This window comes from Vibrio sp. 10N.222.47.A9, from assembly GCF_963872585.1.
Lineage (GTDB): Bacteria > Pseudomonadota > Gammaproteobacteria > Enterobacterales > Vibrionaceae > Vibrio > Vibrio splendidus.
The window spans coordinates 30114-46411 of record NZ_CAWNBB010000104.1 but is presented as its reverse complement, the minus strand read 5'-3'; the positions used below and the strand labels follow the sequence as shown (position 1 = coordinate 46411).

The window sequence follows — 16298 nt, the reverse complement described above, 5'->3', positions numbered from 1 at the left end:
TTATGCATATGAGCTCATTTGTTAACGCCCTTGTTACATAGCAAAAACATCACACAGCCCTCCCTAATTAAGTCTAATAATCCGCCACTCACGAAGTAGCATCACAAATCCAAACATAAACTCCTCGTACCAGTTGCGCATTCATTTACATATAGGTAGTTTGAGCGGCTTCGCAACCTATCAATTCGAGCAATGACGTTCATGCGAGCATCTTTTTCGAGCAAAAGTGTTCGGATTAACATTTCAAGTGACTTTAATTAACAATTTTATGCTCAAACGCTCACTTTTGATGTTCGTTTATTTTCGAGTTCGCAAATATATGCACAATACACGTGCTAGATAAGCAAAACTAAAAAGGACTCGAACATGACAACAAACAAACACCCTTCTTTATTTGGGCAATGCTTGGCTGAATTTATCGGCACAGGATTACTCATATTCTTCGGCGTTGGCTGTGTGGCCGCTCTGGTATTAACTGGTGCGACATTCGGACAATGGGAAATCAGCATCATCTGGGGCTTCGGTGTTGCGATTGCAATTTACTGTACTGCCGGCGTTTCAGGCGCGCACATCAACCCAGCCGTAACGATTGCACTGGCCATGTTCCATGGTTTTGATAAAGCGAAAGTGGTGCCTTACATCATTTCGCAACTGCTTGGCGCTTTCTGCTCTGCAGCATTGGTTTACAGCCTGTACAGCAACCTATTTACTGACTACGAAATCGCATATAACTTCGTTCGTAGCAGCCAAGACGCACTATCAACTGCTGGTATCTTCTCGACTTACCCACATGCTTCACTTTCTTTCTTCGGCGCTTTTGCTGTGGAATTCGTGATTACTGCAGTGTTGATGTTTGCCATTTTAGCGTTAGGTGATGAGAACAACGGCGCATCTCGCGGTGCAATGAACCCTCTACTGATCGGTATTCTTATCGCAGTAATTGGTGGTTCTTTAGGTCCACTGACTGGCTTTGCGATGAACCCTGCTCGTGACTTTGGGCCAAAACTTTTTGCTTACTTTGCAGGTTGGGATTTCGCACTAAGCGGTGCTCGTGATATTCCTTACTTCATCGTTCCAATTCTTGCTCCAATTGCTGGTGCGTGTTTTGGTGGTTGGTTGTACCCACGTGTTATCGGTGCTTACCTACCAGTAGAAGGCCAAGGCTGCACAATTCCAAACCAATGTGAAACAGAAGAAGAAGCTGAACAAGCTCAAGCTTAATCCCTAAGCGACCTTACATTTACTAAAATATAAATAACGAAAGAAAAAGGATTCTTACCATGACCGAGCAAAAATACATTGTTGCCCTAGACCAAGGCACCACAAGTTCTCGCGCTGTAATCCTCGACCACGATGCAAACATCGTTAGCTCTTCTCAAAGAGAATTCACTCAGATTTACCCGAAAGCGGGTTGGGTTGAGCACGATCCAATGGAAATCTGGGCAACTCAAAGCTCTACATTGGTTGAAGCTCTTGCTAAAGCAGGCATTCGCAGCGACGAGCTAGCGGGTATCGGTATCACTAACCAACGTGAAACCACCATTGTTTGGAACAAAGAAACTGGCAAACCGGTTTACAACGCAATCGTATGGCAGTGTCGCCGTACAGCAGATATCTGTGAAGACCTTAAAGCGCGTGGCCTAGAAGACTACGTACGTGACAATACAGGTTTAGTCCTTGACCCGTATTTCTCAGGTACCAAAGTAAAATGGATTCTAGACAACGTTGAAGGCGCTCGTGAAGACGCTGAAGCTGGCAAACTATTGTTCGGTACGGTTGATACTTGGTTAGTTTGGAAGATGACTCAAGGGCGTGTTCACGTTACGGATTACACCAACGCGTCACGTACTATGTTGTTCAACATCAATGACCTATGCTGGGATCAGAAGCTACTTGATGAAATGGGCATTCCAGCAGTCATGATGCCTGAAGTGAAGCGCTCTTCAGAGGTTTACGGTCAAACGAACCTTGGTGGTAAAGGCGGTACGCGTATCCCAATCGCGGGTATTGCGGGTGACCAACAAGCTGCACTTTACGGTCAAATGTGTGTAGAAGCAGGCCAAGCTAAGAATACTTACGGCACGGGTTGTTTCCTTCTAATGAACACCGGCCAAGAGAAAGTAACGTCGAAGAACGGCCTACTAACAACGCTAGCATGTGGTCCTAACGGCGAACCAGCTTACGCACTTGAAGGTGCAGTATTCATGGGCGGCGCATCAATCCAATGGCTACGAGATGAAATGAAGCTACTGGCTGGCGCAGAAGACTCTGAGTACTTTGCAACTAAAGTTGATTCTTCAAACGGCGTGTATGTTGTTCCTGCCTTTACTGGCCTAGGTGCACCATACTGGGATGCTTATGCTCGCGGTACGATTGTTGGCCTAACTCGTGGTGTTAACTCTAACCACATCATCCGTGCAACGTTGGAAGGTATTGCTTACCAAACTCGTGACGTGTTAGATGCGATGCAAGCTGACTCAGGCATCAAGCTAGCGAAACTACGTGTTGATGGCGGCGCAGTAGCGAATAACTTCCTAATGCAGTTCCAATCAGACGTGCTTGATACTGAAGTTCACCGCCCTGAAGTAACGGAAGTGACCGCTCTAGGTGCCGCTTACCTTGCTGGCCTAGCGGTTGGTTTCTGGGACAGCATTGATGAGCTTCAAGACAAAGCCGTTCTTGACCGCACATTCATGCCGCACCACGACGAAGAGAAGCGTAACCGCCGTTACAAAGGTTGGAAACGTGCTATCAAGTGTGCACAGGTTTGGTCTGAGCTACACGATGACGATGACAACGAGTAATACTAAGTACTCAGCTAATCGTTAATCATTAGCCGCTGATCTAGGAACTCGAGTAATCTAATCGACTAGATTGTTCGAACCTCAGCAAACGAAACTAAAAAGAGCACTATTTTGTGCTCTTTTTTGCGTTTCAGGCTCAAATTCCGCGTTTTGCGCAGCGTTTTTGCGGTTTAGACATGATTCCTTACCATCATTACTTCTCTCTTTTCATCAATTCGAGCACAATAGCGTGAGTTTATATTTTCGATTTTGACGCGCTAGAGCCCTTTGCGCGCAGGGAGTGGTAAGTTAAGTGAAGCAGATACCAAGACACCAGCAGATTGTAGATCTGGTAAAAACACAAGGATATGTAAGTACCGAAGAGCTCGTTGAAAAGTTCGATGTCAGCCCACAAACCATCAGACGAGACCTCAATGAACTTGCCGATAGCAACAAAATTCGTCGCTATCATGGTGGTGCAACCATTCCTTTAAGCTCGGAAAATACCTCGTATAACACGCGTAAAGCGCTTAACTTCAACGAAAAAGACGTGATCGCCGACGAACTAGTTAAGCACATCCCAGATGGTGCAACCCTATTCGTTGATATCGGTACCACGCCAGAATCGGTGGCACGCGCACTCAACAAAAACCACAAACAACTAAGAGTCGTCACCAACAACATCAACGTTGCCAGCATCCTTCTACCGAACCCAGAGATCAAGGTTATCTTGGCGGGTGGCGAAGTGAGAAACCGTGATGGCGGCATAGTTGGCGAAGCGACACTCGATTTCGTGAAGCAGTTCCGCCTTGATTTCGGTATTTTGGGCATCAGCGGCATCGACTTTGATGGCTCACTGCTCGACTTTGATTACCACGAAGTTCGTGTGAAGCAAGCTATCATCGAGAACAGTCGCAGCATCTTCTTAGCCGTCGACCACACTAAGTTTGGCCGAAATGCGATGGTTAAGCTCGGTAATATCTCTCAAGCGCACATGGTCTTTACCAACAAGCAGCCACCGGAAGAGATTCTCAACATCCTTAAAGATTCAGCAATACCATTAGAAGTGATCGATACCGCTCGTCCTGTGAGCGAATAACTCAACATAAGTGCTCAGTGAGCCACTTTCTTAAATGAATCACGATTCTTTATAGAAAAGTTAAAAAAGTAAAACTTGCTCGCTGTCACTGTCGCTTCTATGCTCGAATTAGACTTATTTGAACCTCTGCTTTCATAAGCAGAGGTTTTTTTATGCCCAAATCACATAAAACGCGCATAAACAAAAATAATAAATGACCGCAAACGAAAGTTCATATAGGATTCAATTATGTTCTAAAATGCTCGTTCGCTCAGAAGAGGTCAAAACCATGAGTGCTCAACAAAATAATTCAAACAACAGTACATCTTCCACTTTAGACTTGATCGTGATTGGCGGCGGCATCAATGGCGCAGGCATCGCGGCAGATGCATCAGGTCGTGGTCTAAACGTTGGCTTATACGAAGCAAATGATTTCGCGTCTGCGACGTCTTCTGCTAGCTCAAAGCTTATCCACGGTGGCCTACGCTACCTTGAACATTACGAATTTCGTTTGGTTTCGGAAGCACTCGCTGAACGTGAAGTCTTGTTAAGAAAAGCACCTCATGTTGCTCAACCAATGCGCTTCCGTTTACCTCATCGACCATTTTTACGCCCAGCTTGGATGATTCGCTGTGGCCTATTCCTTTACGATAACTTGGGTAAGCGCACTACTCTTCCTGGAAGTAAGACAGTCAACCTAGCAAAATCAGGGCTACTGAAACCAGAAATGAAGACAGGCTTCGAATACTCAGATTGCTGGGTGGATGATGCGCGTATGGTATTGCTCAACGTGTTGGCAGCAAAAGAAAACAACGCAGAAGTACGTAACTACTGCCGTGTTGAAAAAGCGCACCGCGAAGGTGGTATTTGGCATGTGACGATCCTTGATGTCATGACAAACCAACGCTTTGAACGCAAAGCAAAAGCGCTTGTTAACGCTGCTGGTCCTTGGGTTAAACAGTTCTTTGATGATGGATTAGAGCAGGCTTCGCCTCGTAACATTCGTCTTATCAAAGGCTCACACATTGTTGTGCCACGCATTCATGACGAGCCACAAGCGTACATTCTGCAAAACAAAGACAATCGCATTGTGTTCATGATCCCTTACCTAGATAAATTCTCGATCATCGGTACTACCGACCTTGAATACAAAGGCGACCCACGTAACGTCGCAATTGATGATGTCGAAGTGGATTACTTGATTGATATCGTTAACCAGCACTTTGTTAAACAGCTTGGCCGTGAAGACGTGGTTTGGACATACAGTGGCGTAAGACCGCTTTGTGACGACGAATCGGATTCCCCACAAGCGATCACTCGTGACTACACATTGGAATTGGACGCAGAGCTCGATCAAGCGCCACTGCTTTCGATCTTCGGTGGCAAGTTGACCACTTATCGTAAGCTCGGCGAAGCGGCACTTAAGAAGCTTGAGCCACACCTAACCAACATGGGTGCACCATGGACAGCGAACGACACGCTTCCAGGCGGTAACTTTAGTTGCAGCAGAGAGCAGCTTGCGAAGATGATCCACACTAAATACCCTTGGGCATCTGAAGCGCTATTGCTTCGTTACGTGACTCAATTCGGTACTGACACGTGGAAACTACTGGAAGGCGCAAATAGCGAAGCTGACCTTGGCATTCAATTCTCAAGCGAGGCACATGGCGTTTATCAAGTTGAAATCGATTACTTGATCAATGAAGAGATGGCGATGACAGACGAAGACATCTTGTGGCGCAGAACCAAGCTTGGCCTGTACATGAGTGAATCAGAGCAGCAAGCAGTAACGGATTACCTGAAAGAGAAACTACAAAGCAAGGTAGTGAGCTTTTCTCAAGTAGGCTAACCCCACCAGCCTAAACATGGTTCAAGAACATACTTAACAACGAAGCTTAGCGTCCCCCGCGCTAAGCTTTTTTATTGCCTGCTATTCCGGCCTAAGAACTCGATCAGATAAATCTCTCGATTGATCGTCTCCTTCGCACGGACTGAGGCTTTGTTCACTCCCCCATTTTCAACAAAAACTAAATAGTGTTTTATTAATCCGGTTGATTATCAACTTCATAAAAGGTTGCTATTCTTTACCTCAACGAAACAACACATTTAAAAACGCTCACCATGTCAGCGCTTTAATAAGGAATCTATTCCATGCAAAAAGTTATTCTGCTCACAGGCTCTACCGATGGTATCGGCTTCGAAACGGCAAAAGTACTTGTTCAACAAGGCCACCACGTTTTATTGCATGGACGCAACCCAAGCAAACTCAAAGACGTTGAGCAACAGCTTGTGACTCTCTCGACTGAAGCGAAAATTCAAAGTTATGTAGCAGACTTGTCTGTTTTGGCTGATGTGGATGCGTTGGCTGACGAAATAATTGCTGAGCACGATAAGATTGATGTACTGATAAACAACGCAGGTGTGTTCAACACTCCGAACCCAATCACTAAAGACGGTTTAGATGTTCGTTTTGTTGTGAATACTATTTCACCATACCACCTGACTAAACGTCTACTACCTGTACTCGGTGCATCTAGCCGAGTGGTGAACCTGTCTTCAGCAGCACAAGCAGCAGTGAACATCGAAGCGCTAGAAGGCAAGAAGCCAATGTCTGATGGCGACGCTTACGCACAAAGCAAGCTTGCGATCACTATGTGGACTCGCGAGATGGCAAAAGAGTTAGGTTCTACAGGGCCAATGGTGGTTGCGGTCAACCCAGCTTCGTTACTAGGCAGCAAGATGGTGAAAGACGCTTATGGCATTGCAGGCGGAGACCTAAGTATCGGTTCTGATATTCTGGTTCGCGCATCATTGTCTGATGAGTTCGCACAAGCAGGTGGTCAATACTTTGATAACGACAACAACACGTTTGCGAACCCGCACCCAGATGCGATTTACGGCGATAAATCACAGCAAGTTGTCGCTAAAATTGAAGAGATCATCAAAGCAACACTTTCTTAATTGCGACGACTCGTACTGAGTTAATTTGCAAGTCTCAATAAAAAAGCCCTGCGTTTCTAATAAATTAACTTAGAAACGCAGGGCTTTTTCGTACAACGTTTGTCTCTACTTTTATTCCCAATACGGTGGATTACCATAATATTCAGAGAAGTAGTCAATGAAGGCTCTCACCTTTGGTGCAAGTAACCTTGTGCTTGGGTACACAGCCCAAATCGCAGGCTCTGAGGTTAATGGGTAATCTTCTAATATTTGAACCAGCTGACCGCTTTTCAGTTGTTCATAGGCACACCAATTCGACGTCACCGTGATACCCATACCACCAGAGGCTGCGTCTCGCAGTGCTTCACCGTTATCTGCCCTGAACGACCCAGATGCCTTAATCGTCTTAGGCCCGCTTTCAGTATTGAAGGTCCAGTTTTCTAAACCAATCAAGCTAATACACTGATGATCATTAAGATCTCGAGGTGTAGCTGGCTTACCATGTTTGATTAAGTAATCAGGCGATGCGCACACAATACGTTTGTCTGTCGCAAGTTTTCGGGCAATCAGTGTCGAGTCTTTCAGCTCCGAGATACGAATCGCGATATCAAAGCCACCCTCAACAACATCCACCATCGAATCTGATAGTCTGAGATCGACTTTTAACCCAGGGTAGCGTTCTAAGAATCCAGGTAAAGCAGGCACAAGATGCAAACGCCCAAAAGACGCAGATGCGGTAACTCGCAGCGTTCCGGTTGGAGAGTCACAACCCACACCGACCGCCGATTTGGCAGCATCCACACTCGATAGCACTTCTTCAGCATGGGGTAAGAATGCTTCCCCCTCTTCGGTTAAAGAGACCTTACGAGTGGTTCTGTGGACCAAGCGAACGCCTAAATTGTCTTCCAGTTTACTGATGTGCGAGCTTGCAACAGCAGGAGATAAACCAAGCTCTTGCCCAGCCATGCTGATGTTATGTGTGGAAGCTAAACGAACAAACAATTTGAGGTGTTCAATATTCATGAGATTACCAATAAAATCTTAAAAATCGTGTACCAGTAACCCTCATTATGCGTCATTCACATAACAATACAACGTATTAACTCAGTTGAATTGTGAAGAAGTGATTGAGCCAAAACGAAAAAAAACTCCCGAAGGAGTTTTTGTCTAAGTCTGTAATTCGCCATTTAGATAGTCAGAAAAATTACCAACTCACTAGCCCGTTAAACGAGCATGCAGTAAATCTTTAAGCTCAGAACGATCATGTTTCAATTGGTGCATCGAGCCGTCATCAATGGGTGAATCTTTCAGCTCTAGTTTACGAATCTCTTTATCAAGGTTGTCGTATGTCTTCATATCTGCTGCAAAGCCATCGTCAGTTTTAGCAAGCTCAGCAATTTTGTCTTTCATTTCAGGAAATTCGTGAACAAGAGAGTGATTTTCACCTAGCATAGAAACCTCTTAAGTTAAGTAAAGTGATTGGTAGTACACATTCATTATTTACCTTAGCAAGGGACTCAAATAACAAATGAGATCCAGTACACAGCCTAGAATATAGACAGTTCAGATTCACAAATTTACAACATAAATCGGCAGGGATGCGTTGTTTTACATAGAAGAAAGCCTCACGTAATCGCAAGGCTTTGTAGAAGTGAGTTCTTTATAAGAACAGTGACAGAAATGATAATAACAGCAGCTAAAAAGTATTTTCAAAAAAGGATTAGCTGCTACAACCACCAGAATGAACTCGATTCATTTGATCATGTGAAGACGTGTCAGAGCCTGTCGATTGGCATCCTGCCACGAACAATAGCGTTACAGATAAGATAAGCCATTTCATAATTAATCCTCTTTTAGTCATGACTAAAGCATAGTGCTTAAAAGCGCGGATACCTCAGTCATTAACTAAAGCCTTACCTGCCGATAAAGCCTTAGTTAATGAACAAAGCATCGCTTCATTAATTAACGACCCGCTTTTGTACAAAAAACTTTCACTCAACTGAATAAAAATCGCACAAAAACTAAAAGAGGACTGCTATGGAGCTAAGAATAAGAGCTAGAAGTTAATCGCTCGTCGCCAAACGTACTGCAGCTTCTGCATGGATAGCAGTGGTATCAAACAGAGGAACATCAGTGTGTTGCTGCTGAATCAGTAGGGCGATTTCAGTGCACCCCAGAATAACGGCTTCCGCACCTTGTTGGCTTAGCTTATCAATGATTTGACGATAGACAGCTCGAGATTCTTCTTTTACTTCGCCTCGGCACAGCTCTTGATAAATGATGTTGTGCACTTTCTCTCGGTCGTCCTCATCAGGAATCACCACATCGATACCGAATTTGTTAGTCAGGCGTCCTTTATAGAAATCTTGTTCCATCGTGAAAGCCGTGCCGAGTAATCCGACTTTCTTTACGCCCTGTTCAAGCAGCTTCTGCGCCGTGGTATCTGCGATATGTAAGATAGGAATCGTGATTTTCTCTTCGATCTCAGGAACGACCTTATGCATGGTATTGGTACAGATCAGGATGAAGTCCGCTCCGCCCTTCTCTACCGATAAAGCCGCGTCCGATAAGATGTCAGCCGTCTCAGCCCAACGACCTTGGTGCTGTAGCTTTTCAATCTCATCGAAGTTCACGCTGTACATACAAACCTTTGCAGAATTGAGCCCGCCAAGGGTAGCTTTCACACCCTCGTTGATGGATTTGTAGTAGCTCACTGTCGACTCCCAACTCATACCACCGAGCAAACCGATCGTTTTCATATTTTTATTCCTTTAATTTCCGACTATCCGATTAAACCGTCATGCGTTGAAAATTTATAGTACGTTCTTGCTTAAAATGAGACAAAGCCTTCGCTGTTTCACAAAAAAAGGCTCGAATTAAAAATTCGAGCCTTTGTGTTTTTTACCAAAGAAAAACTAGGCGTTAGTACACCTCACACCAATCTGATTTCATGTCGATCAGTGTCCAATCCTCTCTGGAATTCGCCTCATCTAGCGCTTTATCAAGCTTGCCAACATGAGACTTACGATCGTACTGCCACTCGCGCTCAGCATCAGTGTGATGAACAATCATCGCCATAGCGTTGGGTTGGCTCGTTGCCCATTGCATCATCGCTTGGTCACCGTCTGAGTTACCTACCGCTAGAATAGGCTTCTTACCGATAATATGCTGAATGTTAGTGACCTTTCCGGCTTTGTCATCAATGGTCAAAATCGACGAGTCTTTGGTCACCGTTGGTTTGCCATCGTTGTAGCTGTAGTTGTATTTAAGCGCACTACCGATGGTTTGCTCTGTAGGAATATTGTAAGCTTGCGGAGCCCAGGCCCTCATGAAGTCAACGCCTCCGCCCGACACAATATAAGTCTTAAAGTCATTCTCTTGCAGGTAGGTCAGCATCTCTTTCATTGGTTGGTAAGTTAGGTCTGTGTACGCTTTATTGAAGCGCTCGTCTTTTGCTATCTCTAACCATTGCTCAACGTCTTGTTGGTATTGCTCAACAGTCATACCAGAATGTGTCGCCATAATGATTTTCAATAACCCTTCTTCACCGCTGCCAAGAACGCTCTCGATATCATCTTCAAGCACAAACTTAAAAGGGGCTTCCGTTTTCCATTCAGGGTGCTCTGGTGCCATCTCTTTTACACGGTCTAACGCAAAAGCCAGTTGGAAGTAGTAAGGCTTTTCCGACCAAAGCGTACCGTCATTATCGAACACGGCGATGCGATCGGCTACCGCAACGAACGTATCGGATTCAGCTTTGGTGGCTTGCCCAACAAAGTCGACGATAGCGGATTTGCTCTCGCTGTCCTTCCAAGAAGGCAGTAAATTAGGATCACAATCTTTAGCAAAAGATGAGAAAGAGAGGCTGGATAAGATCGCGACAGATAAAAGGGTTATTTTCTTCATAGCACTACCATGTTGTTGAATTAATTACCGGATTTAATGTAATTCATCCTAGTTGGTCTACTCTGATTTTCCACTTATGAACACTATAACCGATACTCATGTTGGTATTAGATTAGTACCACAGCTAAGCTGGCTGAGGGTGCTCTACGATGTATTTATCGAGAATTTAAAAAGAGACAAACAAAAAAGCAGAACTTCAATTCCTCAAAGTTCTGCTTTAACAATCCATGACTGCTTACGCTCTGCGCTTTTTGAAAGCGTGCCAGCCAGCGCTGAAAATTGTTTTTAACACCACACCGAGTGCGCTTAGTTTAGGGTCGGTATTCTTGCCAGAAGCAATGCGCCACATCTGATGTTCATACCAAACCAGCCCGACCATCGCCACTTTGTCTAATGCGGGTTTTCCTGTGGTTGGCACCGTTAGCGGCATGCCGTGGCTAGGGTTTTCAATTAACTTGTTTGGGAAATCAGGATCAACCGCCATTGTGCGCGCAATACCAATAAAATCGGTCGCCGAGGAGTTTAATGCTTCATTCATTGCTTGCGCAGTTCGAAAACCACCCGTGACCACCAGCGGAGTGCTGACGAGTTTTCTCGCCTTCACCATGTAATCCATAAAATACGCTTCACGTTTTACCGTGCTGGCCTTGATTGGTTCAGCTTTGCTCTTTGAACCCATCATTGATGGACTTTCATAGGTGCCGCCAGAGATCTCAATCAGGTCGATACCGTTATCACTCAGTGTTTGAACAACCTGCATCGACTCTTCTTCAGTGAAGCCACCTTTCATAAAGTCAGCGCTGTTGAGCTTAATTCCGACAGGGAAATCTTCACCGACCTCTTTTCGAATCGCGCGATAAACCTCAAGCACGAAACGAAGTCTGTTTTCGAGTGAGCCACCCCATTTGTCTTGGCGTTGATTGTGTCTCGAAGACAAAAACTGACTCACGAGATAACCATGAGCACCGTGAATCTGCACGCCAGTAAAGCCTGCTTGTTTTGCAAGCTTTGCACTCAGCGAAAATTTATCAATGATTGCGATTATTTCCGTCTCAGTCAGAGCTCGTGGCGTATTGAAACCTTTTTCTAATCCACGCTCTAAAGAGATAGCCGAAGGAGCAACCGGGCTATCACATAAGAATTTAGGGATTTGCTTTCCTGGGTGGTTCAATTGCATCCATATCTGCGAACCATTTTGTGTTCCAGCCTTCGCCCACTCACGAAATACGCTTAAGTCACTTTGCTCATCTAACACCACGTTTTTAGGTTCACCAAGCGCACCTCTATCGACCATCACGTTGCCCGTCATGGATAGGCCAATTCCTCCTTGAGCCCAACGCTGGTAAAGCGTGACTAAACCTTGCTTAGGGTTATGATGTTTATCACCTAGCTGTTCACTCATTGCCGATTTGAACAGGCGATTTTTGATCACTTGGCCATTAGGAAGAAAAAAAGGGTCGTTGAGGCAGATTGGATTCATGCGCGTGGTTACTTTCTTGGGTTTATATATTGAGTCCAGTATGCCCTATTTTATCCGACAGTTTTTATCATTTAGTGCCTATTTCGAAGCAAGTTTCGCTCAATAATAAAATGCCAGCGGCATAGCAGCTGGCATTAATCGATTATAAATAGAATCTCAAAAACTGGGCTGACGCTGCTGAAATATGTCAACCAGAAAGGCTCGAACACCCTTTACGCTCATGGTAATTGTCGTTATTGTGATTCTCTACGCCATCATCACAAGGACTGTCTGAGAGTTATGAACAGCACGATTGAAACTATTCTGGGGCACCGCTCCATTCGTCAATATACAAATCAACCGATTGAAAAAGCACAACTTGATGTGATTATTCAGGCTGGTCTCGCGGCTTCATCATCGAGCTTACTGCAAGCTGTTTCTATCGTGAGAGTGACAGACACAGAGAAGCGCAAACTGTTAGCTGAATACGCAGGTAACCAAGCTTACGTTGAGAATGCGGCTGAGTTTTTAGTGTTCTGTATCGACTATCAACGCCACGATCAAATCAACCCTGAAGTGAAAACCGACTTTACTGAACTGACCCTGATTGGCGCGGTAGATTCTGGCATCATGGCGCAAAACTGCATGCTGGCAGCTGAGTCTCTAGGTTTAGGTGGCGTGTACATTGGCGGGCTGCGTAACAGCGCACAACAAGTCGATGAACTGTTAGAACTACCACAACATACCGCAGTGTTGTTCGGAATGTGCTTAGGTCATCCGGCACAGCAACCAGAGGTGAAGCCTCGCCTCCCTGCTCATGTGGTGATGCACGAAAACCAATACCATCCGCTGAGCCTAGATGAAATTGCCAGCTACGATGATTCAATGCAAAGCTACTACGCAAGCCGTTCAAGCAACCAAAAACAGAGCAGTTGGTCACAGCAGATCACGCAAAAGCTGTCTGGCGAATCTCGCCCGCATATCCTGCCTTACTTGAACAGCAAGCAGCTGACCAAGCGTTAAGCCGTTAAGCCGTTAAGCCGTTAAGCCGTTAAGAGCTTGCAACAAACCACAGCAAACAACAGCACAAACAAAAATGTCAGCGTAATATACGCTGACATTTTTATTTATCCGGAGGCGGCTAGCTTACAGATATTTCTCAATCGGTAGCAATTGCAAAAAGCCTGACTGCATTCGTTCCCACTTACCCGTTTCTGGTTCGCTGTCCCAGCTTTGATCGCCTGAATACCAATACACATCACCGTCTTCCAGTTCCAAACGCCAGCTATTGTCGTCACTCATTGCTTGCTCAATAGTTTTTGCTAACGTTTCAGCAATCTCTTTATTCTCGATGATCAAAACCGATTCAGTATTGAGGTAGGTAGAACGCAAGTTGAAGTTAAATGAACCGATGCTCGCGATGCTGCGGTCGAATACGACTGATTTTGCGTGCAAGCCATAGGCCGTCTCAGGCGCACATTTAGACGCGTCTTGCGTCGATGCTTCACACAGCTTAGATTCTGGTTTTAGCTCAAACAGATCGATACCATGCTCCAACATGTCGTAACGTCTGCCTGCATAAGCGGAGTGATTAGTCACCAGATCATTAGACGCCATAGAGTTAGTTAGCGCTTTTATCTCAACGCCCTTGTTATTCAATAACTGCCACTCTTCAAGCTGACCATCATCGAATACAAGGTAAGCGGATTCCAATAAGATCTCTTGTTTCGATTCGCTCGCTAACTTACCTAGAAGAATCGCGGTCGCTTTTGGTTCATCAGTATTATCGGAGTCATCAGGGACGGGTTGATCATAAACAAAACGCGCATTCACCCAAGTCATCTCACCAATCACCTCTTTCAGTAAGCTATCAGAAGCCTTACGATCTAATGGTAATTCAGGATAATTTTGATAATGCGGAACGACAATATTATCTATCTTCGAGAGATCAGGTTGCTCGTCATCACCCAGCATATCGACAGGGTAAGACCAACGGCTGTTCCAGTATTCAACAAAACTGGTTTGGATGGTGTTAACTACCGAGCCCATGACTAATACATCGCGGTCTCGGAAATTGATTTCATCAGAAAGGTCGAAGTATTCATCACCAATATTACGTCCACCCACCACAGACAAAGTACCATCGACGGTAAACGACTTATTGTGCATACGGCGATTTAAACGAGAAAAGTCGCCGACAAAGCTCAGCCATTTACTGAAACCGCGGCGTGTTGGTGTTGGATTGAAGATACGAATCTCGACGTTCGGGTGCGCATCCAGTGCCGACAGCAAACCTTCACGTTCGTTGAGGTTGATATCATCCAACATTACGCGCACCTTCACACCACGCTCAGCCGCGGCTAACAAACGGCTAGCGAGATAGCTGCCCGATTCGTCAGAGTTCCAGATGTAATATTGAATGTCGATGGTGTGCTCGGCACTTTCGACCAGTGCTAATCGCTGTGCCAAAGCATCCCAACCAGACTCTTGCAGACGAACCGCGGTGGTGCCTTGCTCTAAAGCTTCAGGCTGAAATTCATTGGTTAGAACCGATAAAGAACTAGGTGCAGGAGAGGTTGGCGGTTCTGTTGGATGATCGATGCCTTCAGGAAGTGAAGAACACCCACCTAAAACGGCGATTAAGATTAACGTTAAGCTGATGCGTTGGAGCACAGGCATGTATCTGACTTCCTTTTCACGATGCGTCTTTAGAAACTTTCCGTACAGCTTTTCAATGAACAAGCTATTCCGATCTATTCATTGATTATTACTGCTAAAGCCTGAAATTTATAGGTAATTATCCAGTATAAATTTAAAGTCAGTAAATTGCCTACAGATCACTTAAGTTGAGTGAGTGCCAAACAGTATAAACTCAGCGGCTTTTCGACCATTTCAATAGTGAGTTCAGTTCGGTCTGGGTTACAGTTCAACGCCAAAGCGTAGCCGTGTAAATAATCCACCAGCAAGTCCAACGCATTTTTGGTTTGCTCTTCGGTTAACGCAAACTGGCTCAACACCGCTTCAAAACGTTCACTAAATACTTCCATTGGCCCGAGGGATTTCATGGTCAATAAGGTCTCTAACAAGCCTCTATATTCGTTGAGCATCGACAAGTAACTCACACTGAGCCGATAAAGGTTATCTCGCCAGTCATGATTCAGCTCTGGCTGTGCCACTTCTTCAATCAAGGAAACCGTGATTGCCTCAAGCAGATCGTTTTTGTTTTTGAAGTAATGGTATATGGCCATCGCATCGACCCCGAGTTCCGTCGCCAACCCTCGAATACTTGGCACTTTGCCACTCTCTCGCATCATGCTTTTGGCAATAGTGAGAATTCTCTGTGCGCTGAGTTGGCTTGATCCACTCTTTGGTCGACCTCGTTTCTGATCCTTGACAGTCATACCGTCACCTCTTAAACTTTATTTCTACACTGTAGAATATTTTAATTTATTACCGTGTAGATGCCAAGTTTCTCATCGATATCGGAGTTAAAAATGTCAAATATTGTATTCATCGCAACCAGTCTTGACGGTTACATTGCAGACAAACAAGGCGGCTTAGATTGGCTGCAAGCGATTCCAAATCCAGACGGTGACGACATGGGTTACAACGCCCACACCGATCGTATCGATGCACTGGTCATGGGGCGTAATACAATGGACATGGTGTTGAGTTTTGGTATCGATTGGCCTTACAGCAAGCCAGTCTATGTACTGAGCAACACTTTAAATGAAGCACCTCAAGAACTTGAAGGTAAAGTATTTTTGATGAAGGGTGAGCTTAAACAGATTGTCGAGGATTTGAATAACAAAGGCCTAAATAACTTGTACATTGATGGCGGAATTACCATTCAAAACTTCATGAAAGAAGACATGATTGATGAGCTGATCATCTCGACCATTCCAGTCTTACTTGGTGGTGGGTCTCCGTTATTTGGTGACTTAGTATCTCCCGTCGATTTTACATTGAAAGACGTCACGACGTACCTTGATGAGATAGTGCAAACGCATTACTTACGTAAGCGTTAGAAAGCCTTAGCTACACAGTCAGATAATAGCTTCTAATGTTCTCTAAACTTATTCGGCTTATATTCTATTGACAATATAAGCCGACATTGACACTCTATAATGCT

14 protein-coding genes are annotated in these 16298 nt (G+C 44.9%); 7 read left to right on the top strand and 7 right to left on the bottom strand.

Translation table 11 applies throughout. The annotated features are described in order from the left end of the window. Positions 1-366: 366 nt before the first annotated feature. The 5 genes from AACT19_RS24565 to AACT19_RS24545 all read left to right on the top strand — a co-directional run bounded on the left by AACT19_RS24565 (position 367) and on the right by AACT19_RS24545 (position 6822). On the top strand, positions 367-1221 hold the full coding sequence (locus tag AACT19_RS24565; protein ID WP_076649216.1) for an MIP/aquaporin family protein: 855 nt from the start codon (positions 367-369) through the stop codon (positions 1219-1221). 59 nt (positions 1222-1280) lie between these two features. Further along, the gene (gene glpK, locus AACT19_RS24560; protein WP_076649214.1) at positions 1281-2804 is read left to right on the top strand and encodes a glycerol kinase GlpK; all 1524 of its coding nucleotides are present in this window, start codon (positions 1281-1283) and stop codon (positions 2802-2804) included. A 292-nt stretch (positions 2805-3096) separates the two neighbouring features. Continuing rightward, positions 3097-3882, top strand: a complete 786-nt coding sequence (locus AACT19_RS24555) for a DeoR/GlpR family transcriptional regulator (protein ID WP_004732237.1) — start codon at positions 3097-3099, stop codon at positions 3880-3882. A 268-nt stretch (positions 3883-4150) separates the two neighbouring features. Beyond that, positions 4151-5710: a glycerol-3-phosphate dehydrogenase gene (glpD, locus tag AACT19_RS24550; RefSeq protein ID WP_076649402.1), complete on the top strand. Its 1560-nt coding sequence runs from the start codon at positions 4151-4153 to the stop codon at positions 5708-5710. 302 nt (positions 5711-6012) lie between these two features. Then, positions 6013-6822, top strand: coding sequence for an SDR family NAD(P)-dependent oxidoreductase (locus AACT19_RS24545; protein WP_076649212.1), 810 nt, complete (start codon positions 6013-6015; stop codon positions 6820-6822). A gap of 111 nt (positions 6823-6933) precedes the next feature. Here the strand turns inward: AACT19_RS24545 and AACT19_RS24540 are convergent, their stop codons facing one another. The 5 genes from AACT19_RS24540 to AACT19_RS24520 form a co-directional block, all read right to left on the bottom strand. Beyond that, positions 6934-7824 carry a LysR family transcriptional regulator gene (locus AACT19_RS24540; protein ID WP_076649210.1) on the bottom strand — a complete coding sequence of 297 codons (891 nt, stop codon included), beginning with the start codon at positions 7822-7824 and terminating at the stop codon, positions 6934-6936. Positions 7825-8016: 192 nt separating this feature from the next. Then, positions 8017-8253, bottom strand: coding sequence for a YdcH family protein (locus tag AACT19_RS24535; RefSeq protein ID WP_017060944.1), 237 nt, complete (start codon positions 8251-8253; stop codon positions 8017-8019). A gap of 611 nt (positions 8254-8864) precedes the next feature. Beyond that, positions 8865-9560, bottom strand: a complete 696-nt coding sequence (locus tag AACT19_RS24530) for an aspartate/glutamate racemase family protein (protein WP_017060945.1) — start codon at positions 9558-9560, stop codon at positions 8865-8867. A gap of 163 nt (positions 9561-9723) precedes the next feature. Continuing rightward, a complete protein-coding gene (locus AACT19_RS24525) occupies positions 9724-10707 on the bottom strand; it encodes an HAD family hydrolase (RefSeq protein WP_076649208.1) in 984 nt (327 codons plus the stop codon). Positions 10708-10942: 235 nt separating this feature from the next. Beyond that, the gene (locus AACT19_RS24520; protein WP_076649206.1) at positions 10943-12187 is read right to left on the bottom strand and encodes an NADH:flavin oxidoreductase/NADH oxidase family protein; all 1245 of its coding nucleotides are present in this window, start codon (positions 12185-12187) and stop codon (positions 10943-10945) included. A 279-nt stretch (positions 12188-12466) separates the two neighbouring features. On the opposite strand from AACT19_RS24520, the gene nfsA reads away from it, so the two are divergent. Then, the gene (nfsA, locus tag AACT19_RS24515; RefSeq protein WP_076649204.1) at positions 12467-13189 is read left to right on the top strand and encodes an oxygen-insensitive NADPH nitroreductase; all 723 of its coding nucleotides are present in this window, start codon (positions 12467-12469) and stop codon (positions 13187-13189) included. A 123-nt stretch (positions 13190-13312) separates the two neighbouring features. Here nfsA and AACT19_RS24510 read toward each other — a convergent pair whose 3' ends face one another. Then, positions 13313-14845 carry a phospholipase D family protein gene (locus AACT19_RS24510; protein ID WP_076649202.1) on the bottom strand — a complete coding sequence of 511 codons (1533 nt, stop codon included), beginning with the start codon at positions 14843-14845 and terminating at the stop codon, positions 13313-13315. A 158-nt stretch (positions 14846-15003) separates the two neighbouring features. After that, the gene (locus AACT19_RS24505) at positions 15004-15567 is read right to left on the bottom strand and encodes a TetR/AcrR family transcriptional regulator (protein ID WP_076649200.1); all 564 of its coding nucleotides are present in this window, start codon (positions 15565-15567) and stop codon (positions 15004-15006) included. A 93-nt stretch (positions 15568-15660) separates the two neighbouring features. Here AACT19_RS24505 and AACT19_RS24500 point away from each other — a divergent pair, with 93 nt between their 5' ends. Continuing rightward, complete coding sequence (locus tag AACT19_RS24500; protein ID WP_076649198.1) at positions 15661-16194, top strand: dihydrofolate reductase family protein; 534 nt, start codon at positions 15661-15663, stop codon at positions 16192-16194. The last annotated feature ends 104 nt before the right edge of the window (positions 16195-16298 follow it).